We start from the raw sequence: 18,926 nt of genomic DNA, 5'->3' as shown, positions 1-18,926 counted from the left end.
CATGCCCCGCTGCATGGAGCAGGAACTGGGTCTGATCGGATTTGGCGAGGCAGGGTCCACCTTTGCAGGGTCAGGCAAATGGGGCGCGCGCGCCCATGTGTTCGACCGCAAGACAGATGATCCCGCCGACGCGCAGGCGATGCGGGATGCCTATGCCGCAGCCGGCGTGACATATGCGCCGTTTATGGAGCAGGCCTTGTCCGGCGTCGATCTGGTGATGTCGCTGGTGACCGCGGACCAGGCGCTGGCCGTGGCGGAGGCGGCGGCGGCATGGCTGCGCGCTGGATCGATCTATTGCGACATGAACAGCGTCGCCCCCCAGACGAAGGAGCAGGCCGCGCGCCTGGTCGAGGCGGCGGGCGGCCATTATGTCGACGTGGCGGTGATGGCGCCGGTCAACCCGGCGCGCCTGTCCGTTCCGCTGCTGCTGAGCGGGTCCATGGCCGCGCAGGCCGCGTCCCGGCTCGCGGCCCTTGGCTTTTCGAACATCAATCTGGTCGGCGAAAACGTCGGCCGCGCTTCCTCCATCAAGATGATCCGATCCGTCATGGTGAAGGGGCTGGAGGCGCTGACCGCCGAATGCGTGCTGGCGGCCGAGGCAGCGGGCGTGCGCGAGGAAGTGCTCGCTTCCCTGGACGCCAGCGACAAGGCGCAATCATGGGGCGACCGGGCGGACTATAATCTGGACCGCATGATGATCCATGGCCTGCGCCGCGCCGCCGAAATGGAAGAGGTGGTCCGCACGCTCGACGGGCTGGGCACCGGCGCCGCGATGAGCCGGGGCACGGTGGAACGGCAGCACGCGATCGGCGCGCTGGGCGTGAAAGCGCCGGGCAAGGGGCTGGGCGCGAAGATCAGCCAGATCATTCAATCAAATGCACGAAAGGCGGATGCCGCATGAGCCTGATCATCGACTGTCACGGCCATTATACCGTATTGCCCAAGGGGCATGACGCCTGGCGCGAGGAACAGAAGGCGGCATACAAGGCAGGCGTGCCCGCCCCCGCCTATCCGGAAATTTCCGACGACGAGATCCGCGACACCATCGAGTCCAACCAGCTGCGCCTGATCAGGGAACGCGGCGCTGACCTGACCATCTTCTCCCCCCGCGCATCGGCCATGGCGCCCCATTTCGGGGATGCGGAAGTCGCCAGGGAATGGGCGATCCGCTGCAACGACCTGATCGCCAGGGTCGTGGCCATGTTCCCCGACACATTTGCCGGCGTGTGCATGTTGCCGCAGTCGCCGCAGGCCGACATGGCGAACAGTATCGCGGAACTGGAACGTTGCGTCGACATGGGCTTCATCGGCTGCAACCTCAATCCCGATCCGGGCGGCGGGCATTTCCGGCATCCGCCGCTCACCGACCGTTACTGGTACCCGTTCTACGAGAAGATGGTGGAGCTGGACGTGCCGGCGATGATCCATGTTTCGGGGAGCTGCAACCCGGCGATGCATGCGACCGGCGGCTATTATATCGCGGCCGACACGATCGCCTTCATGCAGTTGCTGGAGGGAGACCTGTTCGCTGATTTCCCCACCCTCCGCTTCATCATTCCGCATGGCGGGGGCGCCGTGCCCTATCATTGGGGGCGCTATCGCGGGCTGGCCGACATGCTCAAGAAGCCCAGCCTCGACACGCATCTGATGAACAACATCTTCTTCGACACCTGCGTCTATCACCAGCCGGGCATCGACCTGCTGGCGGATGTGATCGACAACAAGAATATCCTGTTCGGATCCGAAATGGTCGGTGCCGTGCGCGGGATCGACCCGACCACAGGTCATTATTTCGACGACACCAAGCGCTATGTCGACGCGCTCGACATCAGCGCGGAGGAAAAGCACGCCATCTTCGAGGGCAATGCCCGCCGCGTCTTCCCGCGGCTGGACGCGATGCTGAGGGAGCGGGGACTATGACGACCGAACGCCCCGCGCATCAGGACATTCATGAATATCTCGCCGAGTTCGAGGATATTCCGGGCACGCGCGTCTTTACCGCGAAGCGCGCGCGGCAGGGCTATCACATGAACCAGTTCGCCATGAGCCTGATGAAGGCGGAGAATCGCGAGCGGTTCAAGGCGGACGAGCGCGCCTATATGGACGAATGGCCGCTGACCGAGGCGCAGAAGCAGGCGTTGCTGGCGCGCGACTATAATGCGTGCCTGGACCTGGGCGGGAACATCTATTTCCTGTCCAAGCTGTTCTCGACGGACGGCCTGCCCTTTGCCGAGGCGGTCAGCACGATGACCGACATGAGCTTTCCCGAATATCGGGAGATGATGAACAAAGGGGGCCGCTCCCCCGAAGGGCTTCGGTCCATCAAGGAGAAACGCTGATGGCCCGCATTACCGCAGGCGTCGCATCAAGCCATGTGCCGCTGCTGGGCGTCGCGTCGGATTTCGGCAAGGACCGGGACGAGTATTTCGGGCCCATCTTCGCCGGCTATGACTGGACCCGCGAGTGGGAGAAGACGGAGAAGCCCGACGTCGTGATCCTGGTCTACAACGATCATGCGTCGGCCTTCGACATGAAGGTCATCCCGACCTTCGCCATCGGCTGCGGCGAACGCTACAAGCCCGCCGACGAAGGTTGGGGGCCGCGCGCCGTCCCCGATGTGGAGGGGCATCCCGACCTCGCCTGGCATATCGCCCAGAGCCTGATCCTGGACGAGTTCGACATGACCATCATCAACGAGATGGATGTCGACCACGGCCTGACCGTCCCGCTTTCCATGATGTTCGGCAAGCCCGACGCCTGGCCGTGCAAGGTCGTTCCGCTGGCGGTCAATGTCGTCACCTATCCGCCGCCGTCGGGCAATCGCTGCTGGGCGCTGGGCGAGGCGATCGCCAGGGCGGTGGCGAGCTTCCCCGAGGACCTGAACGTGCAGATATGGGGCACGGGCGGCATGAGCCACCAGCTTCAGGGGGCGCGCGCGGGCCTCATCAACAGGGAATGGGACAATCGCTTCCTTGACGGCCTGATCGGGGAGAGCGACCATCTGCGCCGCATCCCGCATATCGAATATCTGCGCGAAACAGGCAGCGAGGGCATCGAGATGGTGATGTGGCTCATCATGCGCGGCGCGTTGGGCAGCAAGACCCGCGCGCTCCACCGCCATTATCATGTGCCCTGTTCCAACACCGCGATCGGCCATCTTGTGCTGCGGCCGGATAATGGCGAAGGATATGACATGACCGGCAGCGAAGGAGGACCGCCTATCGCTCCGACATGAGGCACATCGCCCGAAAATCCCCGGCAAGAGGGAGACGGGCGTCAAGGGAGGGTCATATGACACAGGCATTACGGGGTTGCGTGGGAACGATCGGGTGACCGGCCGTTTCTTCGACATCGGGCAGGTGCTTGCCGAGGTACAGCTCCTTCACCGGCAGATCGCCGCGGCTTCAAGCGCCGGGACGGATGGGTGGCGGCAGGAAGTGGTGCGACTGCGACGGCGGATGGCAGAGCAGATCGGGGCTCTCATTCCGCTGGTGAGTGCGGGCCGGCCAGGTTGCGATACGCCGCAGTTCGACGGCTTCCGCAAGGCGGTGTCGCGGTTTCGGACGGCGGTGGCGGAACATCAGGCCCAGTGGCCCGCCGTTCTGCTGGATACGAGAGACCCGGCCTATGTCGAGTCCGTCACCAGGCTTCGCAGCGCGCACGAGAATATGGATGAGAGTTTTCGCCGGCTGGAGAGCGGGTGAAACGAACCAAGTGAAGAAGGAATGACGGATATGCGTATTGCCCTGGCGGGCGCCGGAGCGTTCGGCGAAAAGCATCTCGATGGCCTCAGGAATATCGACGGCGTGACCGTCACCTCGCTGGTCGGCCGCAATCTGGAACCGACCCAGGCGATCGCCGCCAAATATGGCATCGGCCATGCCACCACCAACCTTGATGAAACGCTGGCCCGCGACGATGTCGACGCGGTGATCCTGTGCACCCCGACGCAGATGCATGCGGACCAGGCGATCGCCTGCATGAATGCGGGCAAGCATGTCCAGGTCGAAATCCCGCTGGCCGACAGCTGGGCCGATGCGCAGGCCGTGCTCGCGAAGCAGCAGGAAACCGGCCTGGTGTGCATGGTCGGTCATACCCGCCGTTTCAATCCATCGCACCAATATGTCCATAATCTGATCAGCGCGGGCGAGCTGAACATCCAGCAGATGGACGTCCAGACCTATTTCTTCCGCCGCAGGAACATCAATGCCAAGGGCGAGCCGCGCAGCTGGACCGACCATCTGCTGTGGCATCACGCCGCGCATACCGTGGACCTCTTTGCCTATCAGGCCGGCCGGATCGTCGATGCCCATGCCATGCAGGGGCCGATCCATCCCGAACTGGGCATCGCCATGGACATGTCGATCCAGCTCAAGAGCGAAACCGGCGCGATCTGCACCCTGTCGCTGAGCTTCAACAATGACGGGCCGCTCGGCACCTTCTTCCGCTATATCGGCGACAAGGGCACCTATATCGCGCGGTATGACGATCTGGTGAACGGCAAGGAAGAACCGATCGACGTCAGCAAGGTCGCCGTGTCGATGAACGGCATCGAATTGCAGGACCGCGAGTTCGTCAGCGCGATCCGCGAAGGCCGCGAACCCAATTCCAGCGTCGCCAAGGTGTTTGACTGCTATCGCGTACTGGGCGAACTGGAAAAGCAGCTCGCATAGGATGATCGGGGAGCGGGGCATTGTCCCTGCTCCCGAGGAAGGAGGAAGGTCCGTGGTCCAGTTGCCGCAGCGCAGGGTCGGTTCAGCCAGCGTGTCCGCGATTGGGCTGGGCTGCATGAGCCTGTCGCACGCCTATCTGCCCAAGCCCGAACCGGCCGATGCCGAGCGCCTGTTGCTTCGCGCGCTGGACCTGGGCGTCACATTCTTCGACACGGCCGCGCTCTATGGTTTTGGCGCCAATGAGCAATTGCTGGGGCGCGCGATCATGCATCGCCGTTCCGAATTCACCCTGGCCAGCAAGTGCGTGCTCGCGGAGATCGACGGGAAACGTGGTCTGGATGGATCGCCGGAGGCCATTGGCCGTGTTCTTGAGGATTCGCTGCGGCGGCTGAACACCGACCATATCGACCTGTACTATCTGCACCGGCTGGACCCCAAGGTGCCGATAGAGGACTCGGTCGGCGCCCTGGCGCGGGCGGTCGAGGCCGGGAAGATCGGGGCGATCGGCCTGTCCGAAATGTCGGCGGCGACATTGCGGCGCGCCCATGCCGTGCACCCGATCGCCGCGATGCAGACGGAATATTCGCTGCTCACCCGCAATGCGGAAATTGCGGTCCTGGATGCGTGCAGGGAGCTGGGAACCGCCTTTGTTGCGTTCTCACCGCTTGGACGGGGGATGCTGACGGGGTCCCTGCCGCCCTCCGCAGTGGAACCGCCCGACCTGCGGGCCACGCTGCCGCGTTTCAGGTCGCCTCATGTCGAGGCCAATCTGCTTCTGGCCGGCAAACTCGCGGCCATTGCGCGATCGGCGGGCTGCACGACATCTCAACTCAGCCTTGCGTGGCTGCTGGCGCGTGGAGACCATGTCCTGCCTATTCCGGGGACCGCCAGTCCCGACCATCTGGCGGAGAATATGGCGACATTGTCCATGTCCATATCAGCGGACGCGCTGGCGCAGGCGGATGCCCTGTTCAGTCGGGGCGCCGTTTCCGGCCCGCGCTATCCGCAATCCGCCCAGGCGCAGGTCGATACGGAAATCTGGGAAGGCGAACCGCTGGACGTTTCATGACGACCGGCTGGCCCCGCCTCCGCCGGCTCGCCAGTCGCTGGGCGGGCGCCCCACATGGCGAGTAAAGAAGCGGGAGAAATAGGCCGGGTCGTCAAAGCCGATCGCATAGGCAATTTCCGCGATCGAAAGATTGGAATAGATGAGCAGGCGGCGCGCCTCCAACAGGGCGCGTTCATCGACCATGGCGGCCGGAGACATGCCCGCGACATAGGAGCAGGCCTGGCGCAGCGTCGTTTCGCTGACGCCGAGCGCGAGGGCATGGGCGGCAACCGGATCCCGTTCCCGAAAGCGCTGTTCGATGCGTTCGCGCAGGCGGGCCACGAGGCGGGCCTGCCTGCCGCTGCTGGCGGCACCAGCATCGCCGGGGGCCGCATGGCGAAGCGCCTGAACCAGCAGGCCGAGAAGCAGCGCTTCCACCGCGCCGCGCTGGCCGGGGCCTGACCAGGCAAGTTCCCTCGCCATGCGCTGGATGGCCGCCTCCGCCTCCGCGAAATCGGCTGGCGGCAGCGAGACCGCATGTGGAGCGCGGAACAGCGGTTGAAGATCATCGTCGCGGCTGAGGAGATGTTGCAGGTAGCTGTCGGAAATCGTCGTCACCCAGCCGAGAGATTCGCGAAGCCAGGTAAAGCCGTGGATTATCCCGGCGGGGACGAGCAGCAGACAGGGGGCATCGAACGACACCGTGTCACCGTCGGCGCGCATGGCCCCGCCGCCTTCGCAGATCAGGATGACATGGTTGAGATCGCGATGGATGTGCGGCTGGATCGTCCATTCGCTGGGTCGCGATCGATCGTCGAGGCTTTCCACATGGACAAAGCCGGCTTCGACTGCCCTTTGCGGCTCACCATAGAGGTAGAAGGTCGGAACGGCTGTGCTCATGACGCCCAAAAAACTGTTGGATCGTCCAATCTATATGCTGGCATAGCCATGGCAGGCAAGCCCCGTCCGCGCCAGAAGAAGCCGGACAAGACATGAGAGGAACAGCGCCATGAAAACGCAAGTCGCCATTGTCGGCGCGGGACCGGCCGGCCTTTTGCTGGGCCATTTGCTGCGCGCCGAGGGGCTGGACGTCGTCGTCGTGGAGCGGGCCTCGGCCGATTATGTGCTTGGACGCATTCGCGCCGGGGTTCTGGAGCGGACGACGACCGATCTGATGGACCGGCTGGGCCTGGGCGAACGGATGCACCGGGAGGGGCTGCCGCATGACGGCTTCCATCTGGCGGATGGCGAACGCCTCATCCGCATCGACGTCGCCGCGCTCACCGGCCGGCAGGTCATGGTCTATGGACAGACGGAATTGACGCGTGACCTGATGGACGCGGCGCTCGAACGCGGCCTCAACGTGATCTACGAAGCGGGGGACGTGGCGCTCCACGACCTGGAGGGGGACGCGCCCTATCTCAGCTTTACCGAAAATGGCGCAACCCGGCGGATCGATGCGCAGTTCATCTGCGGCTGCGACGGATTTCATGGCCCTTCCCGTGCCGCCATTCCAGCATCGGTGGGAAAGCCCTTCGAAAAAATCTATCCCTTCGGCTGGCTGGGCATCCTGGCCGACGTGCCGCCCTGCAATCATGAACTGATCTACGCCAATCATGATCGCGGCTTCGCACTGGCGTCCATGCGTTCGGAGACGCGCAGCCGCTATTATATCCAGGTTCCGCTGGACGAGAAGGTCGAGGACTGGCCGGACGAGCGGCTATGGGATGAACTGGCCATCAGGCTGGGGCCGGAAGCGGGCGCGCAGATCGTCCGGGGGCCATCGCTGGAAAAGTCGATCGCGCCGCTGCGATCCTTCGTGTTCGAACCGATGCGTCACGGCCGCCTCATGCTGGCTGGCGACAGCGCGCATATCGTGCCGCCGACCGGGGCGAAGGGGCTCAATCTTGCGGCATCCGACGTCCATTACCTGTCGGAGGCGCTGGTCGCCTATTTCCGGCGCGGCGACAATGACGCCATTGCCGGCTATTCGGACCGCGCCCTCGCCCGGATTTGGAAGGCGGAGCGCTTCTCCTGGCAACTGACGCGGCTGATGCATCGTTTCCCGGACAATGACGCGTTTGACAGGCGGATGCAGCTCGCGGACCTGGATTATATCGCCTCGTCCGTCGCGGCGCAGACGACCATCGCCGAAAATTATGTCGGCCTGCCGCTTTGATGCGGCAGACCTGCACGGCGGGAGGATATCCGCGCGAACAAAGCCTGTGCAGGCCGACGCGCGTCGAGATATGGCCTGAAAGTTATCGCCATGTCTGAGGACGGGAAAATGGAGCGGTGAAAGGCTTCGAAGTGCTGCCCGGGCGTTGGGTGGTGGAACGCACGCTGGCATGGCTGAAACGGAACCGACGCCTCGCCAAAGACTTCGAGCAGACTATCGCATCGGCAACCGCGTGGCTCTTCATCGCCTCGGTCCAGATCTTCGCGCGCCGCATCGCAAGGCCATGAAATTACGTCGAATGATTATGAATCGGGCTCTTAGAAGAAAGTGAAGCTGCCCTTGAGATCTTCACCTTGTGCCAAGCGATCAAGTCCATTAGCTCCGGTGAGAAGGCGTCATAAGCTGCAATATTATTATCAGCTAGTTGACGCCGGATACCGCTCATTTTCGAGGCGGGGGTACCGGTCTCTACAATTGACGAGACAAATCCCGCAAATTCAGGGGCACGCGGCGGCACATTGCCTAGTTCGGGATGCAGGAAATCTAGGCCGTAGAAGTGATGATCAGGGTTTGGAACCTTGCCCACCATGTGGGCACCACAAGAGGTACAAGCGTGTCGCTGGATCGACTGGTTCTCGTCGACAATGGCCAACTTAGCAGCGTTGGAGCGGATCTGGATCGAACTGGACGGCGCAACGGCAGTCAATGCGAAGAGTGCGCCTTCGGGCTTCCAACACTTGCTGCATCCGCACAAATGACTGTGGTAGACCGGACCCACGACGCTCGCTTCGACGGGATCGGATGTACATTTGCAAGTCAGGTGCTCGACAGGTTCTTCTGATTGCGGCCTTTGCCCGGCGTCAACGCAGGGATGTATGGCAATATTGGCTGAAGCCAGAGCTTCAACCCGAGCCTTCAGGTCAACGTTCATCTGGTTGTATGCGACACGGCTGTGGATATCGATCCCCGGCCACATGATTTCGGAAAAAGGTCCATCGAAATTTTCGAAATGCCTCACACGGGTAGTGCCATCTTGAAGCGGCTCCAGGATGAAGCAGTGCTCGGCCGTAAAGCCCTGCTCTCCTGGTACATCCGTCAGCCAACGTAGTTCGCGAGCGCCAACGATCCTCGTGAGTTCAGGCTGAAGGGCGACATCTGGCAGGTTGGCCTGCACGAGTGTGCCGCGCACGGTCTGGCCCACCGTGGTCCGACCAGTCAGATCCGGCACCAGCTTGTTCCACTCTGGATAGCTATCCAGATCGTCTAGAACGCTCCATACAGCATGGGGCGAGGCGTCGATTGTGATTTCAGTTTCAAGGATGCGCATGTTTTCCTCGGTGCCGATTTAGAGTGCCGCGCTGGCGCGGGCCAGATTCTTGAATTGCTGCCTGCGCCATCCTCTCGACGTCCCCGTAAGTCGAATGATAGAGAACGAGAACCTGCGCCACGGCACCGCTCCAGCGATGTTTTTGCCACGGCGATCTGACAGGATCTGCAATTCGGGAACATCCACTTATTTGGAGACGAATGATCCAGAAAATTGAACGATGGAGGATCTTATGACTGGCGGCGGAGCGATCTGTCCGATGCGGGCGTCGCCAGTCAATGCCTTCGAGCAGCATGGAAAGCTGCGCCGAGGTCAGGCCGACCTTGCCCGTCTTCGTCACCGACCAGACGAACCGGCCACGGGGGCCTCGTGCATTTTTTTGGCCCGCTATTTTCGAAAAAGGCCCCACTTTTGCCTGGGCTTCCATGGCATGAAGGGAGATTTCACGAGCCGGATGACCCGAAAAATACCGCATATTTCAGCGATTTATAAAGCTGTCGGGAATGTCCTGAGATCGAGAATTGGAGCGGGTGAAGGGAATCGAACCCTCGTCGTAAGCTTGGGAAGCTTCTGCTCTGCCATTGAGCTACACCCGCCCGGGTGGAACGCGGCTTAGCCTTTGATCCTGGTGCCGTCAACGCGATCACGGCGGAGAGTTTCAGAGATCGGCATAGGGTGCCTCGGCATCGCGGGCCGGTATGGCGCCGCGGCGGCCGATATTCCAGCCGGCCAGACGATGCCCGGCGATCGCCGCTTCGCCGGGGGTGCGGCCGGCGAGACGGGCGTGGAGATAGCCGCCGTTGAACGCGTCGCCCGCGCCGCTCGAATCGACGACGCTCAGCTTTGCCGGAGGAGCAACGATCCGCCCGTCCACCAGGCATCCCTCCGCGCCGAGCTTCACAACGACCTCCCGGCCTTCATCCGCGCCCCAGCGGCGGGCGGCGTCCCCGGCATCGTCGACTTCGCCCATCTCCACTTCGTCAGCGAGGGTCGGCAGGCCCATGTCGCTGACGGCGATCGCCCGGTCCCGCCACTGCCGGGCCGTGTCCGCATCGGGCCAGAGCCGGGCGCGATAATTGCCGTCGAACGCCACCTTGCCGCCATTGGCACGGACCGTGCCGCACAGGCCAAGCAGCTTCTCGCGCGCCTCTTCGGGCAATATGGCCAGGGTGATCAGCGAGAAATACAGCAGTTTCGACCGGGCCGCCTGTTCCATCATGGCGGCGCTTCCCGGCAGGTCGAACATGCGCCTGGCGGCCGCCTCTCCCCGCCAATAGTGAAAGCTGCGTTCGCCCTGCGCATCGGTTTCTATGGCATAGAGGCCGGGTAGCCTTCCCTCCGCCGCGAGCAGCAGGGACGTGTCGACCCCCTCCCCCTCCCATGCGGCGCGCAGTTCCGCGCTCATGGGATCGGCGCCGATCGCGCTGGCGAAGCGCACCTGGTCGCCGCAGCGGGCCAGATGGATCGCGGTATTGATGACGTCGCCGCCATAACGCAAATTCCAGCCGCCGTCCGGACCACCCTCCCCCGAAGCGCGGCTCAACTCCAGCATCGCTTCGCCGACGACGGTTACCCCTTCGGTCATGCCCATATGCGTCCCATCCTGCTGCTATGGGCGCCTCCTTGGCGCGTAGGGCACGGGCAAGTCAATGCCGCGCGGGCTCCGCCCATGCCGACAATTTCTTTCGCAAACGGAACGTCCCCTGCGGCTGCGCGTTGCAGGAAACGGACACGCTATTCGACGGGAATGCCCAAATGCACACGGCGGCGCCGGAAGGATCTGGAAACCGCTTCGAGTTGCTGGTCCAGAATGTTACCGACTATGCCATCTACATGCTGTCGGAAACCGGCATCGTCGCGAGTTGGAACGCCGGCGCGCGGCGTTTCAAGGGCTATGATGCCGAAGAGATCATCGGCCAGCATTTTTCCCGCTTCTACACGGCGGAGGATCAGGCGGCCGGACTTCCCGCCCGGGCGCTGGAGACCGCCGAACATGCCGGGCGGTTCGAGGCGGAGGGATGGCGCGTGCGCAAGGACGGATCGCGTTTCTGGGCGCATGTCGTCATCGATCCCATCCGCGAACCCGGCGGCCGGCTCATCGGCTTCGCCAAGGTCACCCGCGACCTGACGGAGCGCCGCGCCGCCGAGGAGGAATTGCGGCGCAGCGAGGAACGCTTCCGTCTTCTGGTGCAGGGCGTCACCGACTATGCGATCTACATGCTCGACCCCGTGGGGACGATCACGAGCTGGAATCCGGGCGCGGAACGCTTCAAGGGATACAAGACCGAAGAGATATTGGGTCAGAATTTCTCTCGCTTCTATTCGGAGGAGGACCGCATGGCGGGGCTGCCCTCCAGAGCGCTGGATACGGCGGCGCGCGAGGGCCGGTTCGAGGCCGAGGGGTGGCGCATCCGCAAGGACGGATCCCGATTCTGGGCGCATGTCATCATCGATACGATCCGCAGCGCGCAGGGTGAATTGATCGGCTTTGCCAAGATCACGCGCGACCTGACCGAGCGAAGGGAGACGCAACTGGCGCTGGAAGAAGCGCGGGAAGTGGTGTTCCAGGCGCAGAAGATGGATGCCATCGGCAAGCTGACTGGCGGCGTCGCCCATGATTTCAACAATCTGCTGGCCGTGATCGTCGGCAGTCTGGACCTGGCGCGGCAGCGGCTGGCGAGCGGGGCGGACATATCCCGCTATATCGACAATGCGATGACGGCGGCGGAGCGCGGCGCGACGCTGACGCAGCGCATGCTCGCCTTCGCGCGCAAGCAGGAACTGAAGCTGCGAAGCGTGGATTGCGTGACGCTGGTCCGGGACATGGCGGACCTGTTGAAGACGACCCTGGGCAACGGTGTGGCCATAGAGACCCGCTTTCCCCTGCAACTGAGCGCCGCCCATGCCGATCCGGCGCAACTGGAACTGGCTCTGCTCAACCTGGCGGTCAACGCCCGCGACGCCATGCCGGACGGCGGGAGGATCATCATAGAGGGCGCGGAGGCTACGCTGTCGAAGGCGCAGCGCCCCGACCTGGCGGATGGTCGCTATGTGCGCCTGTCCGTGATCGATGAAGGCGAGGGCATGGACGCAGCCACGCTGGAACGCGCGCGCGAACCGTTTTTCACGACCAAGGGGGTCGGCAAGGGCACGGGCCTGGGCCTGTCGATGGTGCATGGCTTTGCCGAACAATGCGGCGGTTTGCTGACCATCGCCAGCGAGCCGGGCAAGGGGACTACGGTATCGCTGTGGCTGCCCTGGGCGCCGGCCGACGAGGTCAGGGAGGATGTCGCGGACATACCCGACATGCTGGCGCTGGCCGAGCCGCTGGTGATCCTCGCGGTCGACGACGATGACCTGGTGCTGACGAACACCGCCGGCATGCTGGAGGAACTGGGGCATACCGTATTCCAGGCGACGTCGGGACGGGACGCGCTGCGCGTGCTGGAAAAAGGCAGCGTCGACCTGGTCATCACCGACTATGCCATGCCGGGCATGACGGGAACCCAGCTTGCCGATCAGATCGACGAACGATTCTCCGGCCTGCCCGTGGTGATCATCACCGGCTTTGCCGAATTGCCGCCCAACATGACGCGACGGCCCCGGCTGGACAAACCGTTCAAGCAGGCGGAGCTGGCGCGCATCGTGACAGCGGTGACGCAGGGCGGCCAGAAGCTCGTGCGGTTGGCCCCGCCGTCCGACAACCTGTAGGCGGCGATCGTTACCAAAGCTTGACGAAACAGGCGTAAAGCAAGGATTTCCTTGCCCTAGCCCCTTGCATGCGTCGGGAAGTTCGCCAAAGAGACATGAACGTCGTCCCTCCCCCGTACCCTCTTCCGCAGGATCGCATGAACAGGCAAGCCGCGCCGACTTCCCATTTCTACACGTCGCTGCGCATGCGCCTCCACTATCTGGATTGGGGCAACAGTGCAGCCCCGACGCTGATCCTGGTGCATGGCGGGTTCGACCACGCCCGCAGCTGGGACTGGACGGCGCGGGCACTGGCGAAGGATTATCATGTCATCGCACCGGACCTGCGTGGCCATGGCGACAGCGCCTGGTCGGCCGAGGGTTCCTATATGACGGCGAACTATGTCTACGATCTGGCGCAGTTGATCGAGCAACTGGGCCGGGAGCCGGTGATATTGGTCGGCCATTCGCTGGGCGGCTCGATCGCGCTCCGCTATGCCGGGCTTTTCCCGGAAAGGGTCGCCAAGGTCGTCGCCATTGAAGGGCTGGGCCTGTCGCCGGGCCGGATCGAGGAGCAGGCGCAAAAGGCCGAACCGGACCAGTGGCTGCAGTGGATCGAGAAGCGGCGAGGGCGCGCGCGCCAGACGCGGCGGCATTACCCGACCATCGAGGCCGCGGTCGCGCGCATGCGGGAACGCAACGACCATCTGTCGGTCGAGCAGGCGATGCATCTCACCATCCATGGCGTCAATCGCAACGAGGATGGTAGCTATCGCTGGAAATTCGACCCCTATCTCCATGATCCCGCGCCGCAGGCCTGGTCCGACATCAGCCTGCCGCAGTTCTGGGAGCGGATCGCATGCCCCACGCTCCTGTGCCTGGGGCTGGATAGCTGGGCGTCCAATCCGGTGAAGGACGGACGCGCCGCGCATTTCCAGGATGCGCGGCTGGTCGAATTCGCGGATGCCGGCCATTGGCTGCATCATGACCAGTTCGACCGCTTCATCGCGGAACTGCGGGACTTCCTCTGATCCGGCCATAAGGCAGAAGGCTGGGTGGGACGTCCTGGGGCCTAGTTTTTCCTGCGAAGGGCCTGGCCCCGCTATGCTTTGAAGGCGGCAATGGCGGCCTGATATTCGGATCGGAGCTGGGCGATGAAGTCGGCGGCAGGCTGGACGCCGCGGATTGCGCCAATGCCCTGGCCCGCGCCCCAGACATCGCGCCACGCCTTTGCGCCACCTGAAGCGCTGGAAAAATCCATTTGCGAAGCCTTGGGCAGATTGTCTGCGTCCAGCCCGGCAGCGGTGATGCTGGGGCGCAGATAATTGCCGAGCACGCCGGTGAAATAGTCGGAATAGACAATGTCGGCCGACCCGCTGTCGACGATCATCTGCTTGTAGGCGAGCTCGGCATTGGCTTCCTCGGTCGCGATGAAGGATGACCCCATATAGGCGAAGTCAGCCCCCATCATCCGCGCCGCCGCGATCGAGCGGCCGGTCGCTATCGCGCCTGAGAGAGCGAGCGGCCCGTCGAACCAGGCGCGGATTTCCTCGACCAGCGCAAAGGGCGAGAGGGTGCCGGCATGACCGCCTGCCCCCGCGGCCACGGCGATCAGGCCATCCGCGCCCTTTTCGATCGCCTTGCGCGCGAAGATATTGTTGATGACGTCATGAAGGACGATGCCGCCGTAGCTGTGCACCGCCTCGTTCACATCCTCCCGCGCGCCCAGCGAAGTGATCACGATCGGCACGCGATATTTGACGCAGAGAGCGAGATCCTCCTCCAGCCGGCTGTTGGTCTTGTGCACGATCAGGTTGACCGCGAAGGGCGCGTCCCTGTCCGTCAGGGCTTCCCCCAATTGCTGGAGCCATTGTTCGAACACGCCCGACGGACGGGCGTTGAGCGAAGGAAAGGCGCCCACGATCCCGGCGCGGCACTGGGCGATGACGAGCGCCGGCTGCGAGATGATGAACATCGGCGAGCCGATCAGCGGCAGGGACAAACGGCCCTCCAAAAATGCCGGCAAACTCATGGGCCAGGCCCCTCCTTCATGATTTACGGAAACGCGCTATCACCTCGCACAGCGCGACAAAAGATCGAATTTGGCGACCTTGCGGCGGCGGGCGCATGGCCGTCGAACGCCGTAGCGTCAACGATGCGCATGTTTCGATAAAAATGAACGGGTCTGAGAGACGGGCCAGGGAAAAGCCGCATTATTATAGGGAACGATCCATCCGCGCCTTCACGAGGCAGCGGATCAATCCCCCACGATCTTGAGCAGCCGGCGTTCCACGGGCGCGAGTATGCCCTGAAGCTCGGCGCCGCGCTTCAACACATGGCCTGCCTCCCCGATCAAGGCCCACATGCCCTGGCGATGACGCAGCGAGGGCCGCTTTTCGATGCGGAATTCCGGTCGCTCGGCGGACCGGCGGAATGCGGAGAAGATCGCCGCTTCCCGCCCCATGTCAATGGCGTAATCGCGCCAATGCCCGGCCGCGACCATGCGGCCGTAAAGATCCATGATACGCTGAAGTTCGAGGCGATCGAACCCGGTCTGACCGGCCGGGCCAGCCGCGCCCCGGGCCGCTTGCGACGGAAACGGCGTCACATTGCTCATCAGGCGCGGCCACGCTCCCTGAGCTCGGCAAGATGATCCGCAGGCGCATTGCTCCGTTCGGCCAGCAGGTCGGCGAGGCGCTTCTGCAACTGGTCGATTTCAAGCTGGAGCATTTCCAGCTTCTGCTTGTCCGGGTCGACGCAGTCGGAGCAAGGCGTGCCATAGGGCAGGAATTCCCGCTGATAGGCCGTCACGTCGACCAGCATGGGACGCGCGGGAATGCCGACCATGGTCGCGCCCTCCTTCACATCCTTGGTCACGACGGCGTTGGCGCCGACGCGGGCACGGGCGCCCACGCGCACCGGACCCAGCACCTGGGCACCGGAACCGACGATCACGCCGTCTTCCAGCGTCGGATGGCGCTTCCCGGCGATGCCATTGGCGGGGTCCGTCCCCCCCAATGTCACATTCTGGTAGAGGGTGACGTCATTCCCGATCTCGGCCGTCTCCCCGATCACGGTGAAGCCATGATCGATGAAGAAGCGCTTGCCGATGCGCGCGCCGGGGTGAATGTCGTTGCCGGTCAGGAACCGGGAAAAATGGTTCACCGCGCGGGCCAGGAAATAGAGGCGCGCCCTGTAAAGCCGATGCGCGACCCGGTGAAAGGCCAGCGACCAGACACCCGGATAGAGCAGAATTTCGGCGCGCGAACGCGGAGCAGGATCGCGAGCTTTGACCGAATCCAGATAGGCAATAAGATTGCGCAGCATGAAGCGCCCCTGATGAAAACCGACCAGGCGGTACATAAGCGCAAAAGGATGAATTTTCCAGATGGTGGGCTATTTCGGCTTCGTCCGATAAAACAGAAAGTTTCTTGGCGGCCCGTGATATACCAATCAAAGCGGTAGACAATGTAACAGGGACCAGTGAATGATCGACATATTGATCGCCCGTTTCGGCGAAGTCCTGCCCTTCATTCTCATCGGTTTCGGCGCCCAGATGATCGACGGCGCCCTCGGCATGGCCTATGGCGTCATTTCCAGCACGCTCCTCCTGGCGCTGGGCGTGCCGCCCAGCAGGGCGTCGGCAAGCGTCCATGCGGCCGAAACCTTCACGACGGGCGTGTCGGCCATCAGCCACATCCTTCACAGAAATGTCGACTGGCGCCTGTTCGCGCGCCTCATCATTCCGGGCGTGGTCGGGGGCGTGGCCGGGGCCTATCTGCTGTCCAATGTGGACGGGGCGGTGATCAAACCCTTTGTGCAGGCCTATCTGACGGCGATCGGCGTCTACCTGATATGGCGCGGTTTTCATTATCCGCCCCAGGCGCGCAATCCCAAATGGGTGGCGCCGCTCGGCCTGGTCGGGGGCTTCATGGATGCCACGGGCGGCGGCGGATGGGGGCCTGTGGTGACGTCGAACCTGCTGATCCAGGGATCCAGCCCGCGCCATACCATCGGCACGGTGAACAGCGTCGAATTCATCCTGACGACCGCCATCAGCCTGACCTTCCTGCTGCATCTGGGCTGGGAAACCTTCACCACCTACACGGTCGGCCTTTTGATCGGTGGCGTGATCGCCGCACCTTTCGGCGCGATGCTGGCCCGGCATGTCGCGCCCAGAACCCTCTTCATCGCCGTGGGATCGATCCTGACCCTCACATCGCTGTTCGGCGTGGCCAAATGGCTTGGATATATTGGTTGAGTTAATTATATTGGGCTTTCCAATCGAGGAAAGCGATCAATGTCCAGTTACATGCCCACCCTCAAGCAGCTTCAATATCTTGTCGCGCTGAAGGAGCATGGCCATTTCGGCAAGGCCGCGGATAGCTGCTTCGTCACCCAGTCGACGCTGTCCGCCGGTATTCGCGAGCTGGAATCGCTGATCGGCATCACGCTGGTCGAGCGGACGCGGCGGGTCGTCCGCTTCACCGCTCTGGGCGATCGTATCGTTGAAAAGGCGCATCGGGTGCTGCGCGAGGCCGAAGAACTGGCCGCCATCGCCGAGGCGTCGGGCAAGCCGTTGACGGGCGAACTGCGGATGAGCGTCATTCCCACCATCGCCCCCTTCCTGCTCCCCCGGCTGCTGCCCCGGCTGCGTGGCGAGCGACCGGAACTGAAACTCTATCTGCGCGAGGAAACGACACAGGCGGCCATCGAGTCCCTGCGGCACGGCAATGTGGATTGCGTGCTGCTCGCCCTGCCCTTTCCGACTGGGGAACTGGACAGCGAATTTCTGTTCCAGGACCGGCTTTATGTCGCCTTTCCCCGCGACGACCCGCGCGATCCGCCCGAATGGATCTCACCCGAGATGATCGACGAGACCAAGCTGTTGCTGCTGGAGGACGGGCACTGCCTGAAGGACCATGCGTTGGCGGCGTGCAACCGGCCGGAAATTCGCGCGAGCGCGATGATGATGGGAACGTCCCTGCATACGCTGGTCCAGATGGTCGACAACGGTCTGGGGATGACCATCATGCCCGAAATGGCGATAGCCAGCGGTTTGCTCAACCACACGCAGATTACCGCTCGCCCGCTTCGTTCGGAACGCGCGCATCGGGACATCGCGCTGGTTTGGCGGAAGAACAGCCCGCGCGACAAGGAGTTTCGGCTGTTGGCGGAACTGCTGCGCGACGCAGCGGACCTGCAGGAGATCAGCGCGGCTGCCTAGGACGGATCCTGGAGCGACTTCCAGGGGATCGGAACCTATCGCTGGTCGAGAAATAGCGGAAAACAAGACAGGTGCATGACAGGCTCAACGCTGCCAGCTCTCCGCCTTCTCATCATCCTCGGCGCGGGCATCCACCCAGGCGGTGCGCTCGGCAAAATGTTCCTTCTTCCAGAAGGGCGCACGGGATTTCAGCCAGTCGATGAGGAAGGCGCAAGCCTCCAGCGCCGCTGTTCGGTGACGGGATGCCGTGCCCACGAACACGATCCTCTCGCCCGGAACCAGCCGTCCGAAACGGTGGATCACTCGCACGCCAAGCAAAGGCCAGCGCTCGCATGCCTCCGCCACGATGCGTTCGACCTGTACCGTCGTCATCGCAGGATAATGTTCAAGTTCGAGCGCGACCAGATCGCCATCCCCCCGGACGATGCCGGTGAAGCTGGCGACGCCGCCACCACCAAAAGCCTCCAGCGCGGCGAGTTCCGCGCCGGGATCGAAATCGCCAAGCTGGATGGAGATGCGGCTCATCCGCCCGTTACCGGGGGAAAGATGGCCAGTTCCTTCGCGTCGCCAATCACGCTGTCCAGCGGCACGAAATGCTGGTCGAGCGCCGCGCGCAGCTTTTCCGGACGGGCGAAGGCTTCGGCATAGCCTGCCCCCCGCGTGGCCAGCGTAGCGATGAGCGCACTGATGGTGACATCGGCGGCAGGCCGTTCGACCTGTTCCTCATCGCGGCCAATGGCCTCACGAACCCAGGCGAAATAGACGAGCGTCAGGTCGGACAC

General features: G+C 63.4%; 20 protein-coding genes, 1 tRNA gene and 2 pseudogenes. 13 read left to right on the top strand and 10 right to left on the bottom strand.

Annotated elements, in window-relative coordinates:
• Window positions 1–13 precede the first annotated feature (13 nt).
• From MRBLMA1_RS01150 to MRBLMA1_RS01120, 7 genes are all read left to right on the top strand, one after another.
• The gene (locus MRBLMA1_RS01150) at window positions 14–901 is read left to right on the top strand and encodes an NAD(P)-dependent oxidoreductase (protein ID WP_363735364.1); all 888 of its coding nucleotides are present in this window, start codon (window positions 14–16) and stop codon (window positions 899–901) included.
• Window positions 898–1,920: an amidohydrolase family protein gene (locus MRBLMA1_RS01145; RefSeq protein ID WP_363734566.1), complete on the top strand. Its 1,023-nt coding sequence runs from the start codon at window positions 898–900 to the stop codon at window positions 1,918–1,920. Before MRBLMA1_RS01150 ends, MRBLMA1_RS01145 begins: the two co-directional genes overlap by 4 nt.
• On the top strand, window positions 1,917–2,339 hold the full coding sequence (gene ligA / locus MRBLMA1_RS01140) for a protocatechuate 4,5-dioxygenase subunit alpha (protein ID WP_363734565.1): 423 nt from the start codon (window positions 1,917–1,919) through the stop codon (window positions 2,337–2,339). The genes MRBLMA1_RS01145 and ligA overlap by 4 nt, the downstream gene beginning before the upstream one ends.
• Window positions 2,339–3,235, top strand: coding sequence for a class III extradiol dioxygenase subunit beta (locus MRBLMA1_RS01135; protein WP_363734563.1), 897 nt, complete (start codon window positions 2,339–2,341; stop codon window positions 3,233–3,235). The genes ligA and MRBLMA1_RS01135 overlap by 1 nt, the downstream gene beginning before the upstream one ends.
• Window positions 3,236–3,329: 94 nt before the next feature.
• Window positions 3,330–3,704: a hypothetical protein gene (locus MRBLMA1_RS01130; protein ID WP_363734562.1), complete on the top strand. Its 375-nt coding sequence runs from the start codon at window positions 3,330–3,332 to the stop codon at window positions 3,702–3,704.
• Window positions 3,705–3,734: 30 nt separating this feature from the next.
• Window positions 3,735–4,673, top strand: coding sequence for a Gfo/Idh/MocA family oxidoreductase (locus MRBLMA1_RS01125; RefSeq protein WP_363734561.1), 939 nt, complete (start codon window positions 3,735–3,737; stop codon window positions 4,671–4,673).
• Between the two features lie 52 nt (window positions 4,674–4,725).
• Complete coding sequence (locus tag MRBLMA1_RS01120) at window positions 4,726–5,742, top strand: aldo/keto reductase (protein ID WP_363734560.1); 1,017 nt, start codon at window positions 4,726–4,728, stop codon at window positions 5,740–5,742.
• On the opposite strand, the gene MRBLMA1_RS01115 is transcribed toward MRBLMA1_RS01120, so the two are convergent.
• On the bottom strand, window positions 5,737–6,621 hold the full coding sequence (locus MRBLMA1_RS01115; protein ID WP_363734559.1) for a helix-turn-helix domain-containing protein: 885 nt from the start codon (window positions 6,619–6,621) through the stop codon (window positions 5,737–5,739). The genes MRBLMA1_RS01120 and MRBLMA1_RS01115 overlap by 6 nt on opposite strands.
• Before the next feature lie 109 nt (window positions 6,622–6,730).
• On the opposite strand from MRBLMA1_RS01115, the gene pobA reads away from it, so the two are divergent.
• Both pobA and MRBLMA1_RS01105 read left to right on the top strand, forming a co-directional pair.
• Window positions 6,731–7,900, top strand: a complete 1,170-nt coding sequence (gene pobA, locus MRBLMA1_RS01110; RefSeq protein ID WP_363734558.1) for a 4-hydroxybenzoate 3-monooxygenase — start codon at window positions 6,731–6,733, stop codon at window positions 7,898–7,900.
• 116 nt (window positions 7,901–8,016) lie between these two features.
• Window positions 8,017–8,187: pseudogene (locus MRBLMA1_RS01105) on the top strand (transposase); the annotation flags it as partial.
• Between the two features lie 2 nt (window positions 8,188–8,189).
• Here the strand turns inward: MRBLMA1_RS01105 and MRBLMA1_RS01100 are convergent.
• From MRBLMA1_RS01100 to MRBLMA1_RS01085, 4 genes and pseudogenes are all read right to left on the bottom strand, one after another.
• Window positions 8,190–9,227, bottom strand: a complete 1,038-nt coding sequence (locus MRBLMA1_RS01100) for an SRPBCC family protein (protein WP_363734557.1) — start codon at window positions 9,225–9,227, stop codon at window positions 8,190–8,192.
• A 253-nt stretch (window positions 9,228–9,480) separates the two neighbouring features.
• Window positions 9,481–9,597 (bottom strand): annotated as a pseudogene (tnpB, locus tag MRBLMA1_RS01095) (IS66 family insertion sequence element accessory protein TnpB); the annotation flags it as partial.
• A 152-nt stretch (window positions 9,598–9,749) separates the two neighbouring features.
• Window positions 9,750–9,823, bottom strand: a tRNA-Gly gene (locus MRBLMA1_RS01090).
• A 62-nt stretch (window positions 9,824–9,885) separates the two neighbouring features.
• The gene (locus MRBLMA1_RS01085) at window positions 9,886–10,818 is read right to left on the bottom strand and encodes a sugar kinase (protein WP_363734556.1); all 933 of its coding nucleotides are present in this window, start codon (window positions 10,816–10,818) and stop codon (window positions 9,886–9,888) included.
• A 164-nt stretch (window positions 10,819–10,982) separates the two neighbouring features.
• Here MRBLMA1_RS01085 and MRBLMA1_RS01080 point away from each other — a divergent pair, with 164 nt between their 5' ends.
• Together MRBLMA1_RS01080 and MRBLMA1_RS01075 are read left to right on the top strand one after the other, a co-directional pair.
• Window positions 10,983–12,938: a hybrid sensor histidine kinase/response regulator gene (locus MRBLMA1_RS01080; protein ID WP_363734555.1), complete on the top strand. Its 1,956-nt coding sequence runs from the start codon at window positions 10,983–10,985 to the stop codon at window positions 12,936–12,938.
• Between the two features lie 137 nt (window positions 12,939–13,075).
• Entirely contained in the window at window positions 13,076–13,948 is an 873-nt protein-coding gene (locus tag MRBLMA1_RS01075) for an alpha/beta fold hydrolase (RefSeq protein ID WP_363734554.1), read from the top strand.
• Between the two features lie 71 nt (window positions 13,949–14,019).
• Here the strand turns inward: MRBLMA1_RS01075 and MRBLMA1_RS01070 are convergent, their stop codons facing one another.
• The 3 genes from MRBLMA1_RS01070 to epsC all read right to left on the bottom strand — a co-directional run bounded on the left by MRBLMA1_RS01070 (window position 14,020) and on the right by epsC (window position 16,244).
• Complete coding sequence (locus MRBLMA1_RS01070; RefSeq protein ID WP_363734553.1) at window positions 14,020–14,949, bottom strand: NAD(P)H-dependent flavin oxidoreductase; 930 nt, start codon at window positions 14,947–14,949, stop codon at window positions 14,020–14,022.
• A 225-nt stretch (window positions 14,950–15,174) separates the two neighbouring features.
• Window positions 15,175–15,534 carry a DUF2794 domain-containing protein gene (locus MRBLMA1_RS01065; RefSeq protein WP_363734552.1) on the bottom strand — a complete coding sequence of 120 codons (360 nt, stop codon included), beginning with the start codon at window positions 15,532–15,534 and terminating at the stop codon, window positions 15,175–15,177.
• A complete protein-coding gene (gene epsC / locus MRBLMA1_RS01060; RefSeq protein WP_363734551.1) occupies window positions 15,534–16,244 on the bottom strand; it encodes a serine O-acetyltransferase EpsC in 711 nt (236 codons plus the stop codon). The genes MRBLMA1_RS01065 and epsC overlap by 1 nt, the downstream gene beginning before the upstream one ends.
• Before the next feature lie 160 nt (window positions 16,245–16,404).
• On the opposite strand from epsC, the gene MRBLMA1_RS01055 reads away from it, so the two are divergent.
• Window positions 16,405–17,178, top strand: a complete 774-nt coding sequence (locus MRBLMA1_RS01055; RefSeq protein ID WP_363734550.1) for a sulfite exporter TauE/SafE family protein — start codon at window positions 16,405–16,407, stop codon at window positions 17,176–17,178.
• 39 nt (window positions 17,179–17,217) lie between these two features.
• The gene (locus tag MRBLMA1_RS01050) at window positions 17,218–18,144 is read left to right on the top strand and encodes a hydrogen peroxide-inducible genes activator (RefSeq protein ID WP_133652258.1); all 927 of its coding nucleotides are present in this window, start codon (window positions 17,218–17,220) and stop codon (window positions 18,142–18,144) included.
• 84 nt (window positions 18,145–18,228) lie between these two features.
• Here the strand turns inward: MRBLMA1_RS01050 and MRBLMA1_RS01045 are convergent, their stop codons facing one another.
• Window positions 18,229–18,669 carry a molybdenum cofactor biosynthesis protein MoaE gene (locus MRBLMA1_RS01045; protein WP_363734549.1) on the bottom strand — a complete coding sequence of 147 codons (441 nt, stop codon included), beginning with the start codon at window positions 18,667–18,669 and terminating at the stop codon, window positions 18,229–18,231.
• The gene (locus MRBLMA1_RS01040; RefSeq protein ID WP_363734548.1) at window positions 18,666–18,926 is read right to left on the bottom strand and encodes a MoaD/ThiS family protein; all 261 of its coding nucleotides are present in this window, start codon (window positions 18,924–18,926) and stop codon (window positions 18,666–18,668) included. The genes MRBLMA1_RS01045 and MRBLMA1_RS01040 overlap by 4 nt, the downstream gene beginning before the upstream one ends.

Origin of the sequence: Sphingobium sp. LMA1-1-1.1, assembly GCF_040676365.1 — a bacterium.
GTDB lineage: Bacteria > Pseudomonadota > Alphaproteobacteria > Sphingomonadales > Sphingomonadaceae > Sphingobium.
The sequence above is the reverse complement of the archived record's forward strand: the minus strand, read 5'-3'. Positions and strand labels throughout refer to the sequence as shown.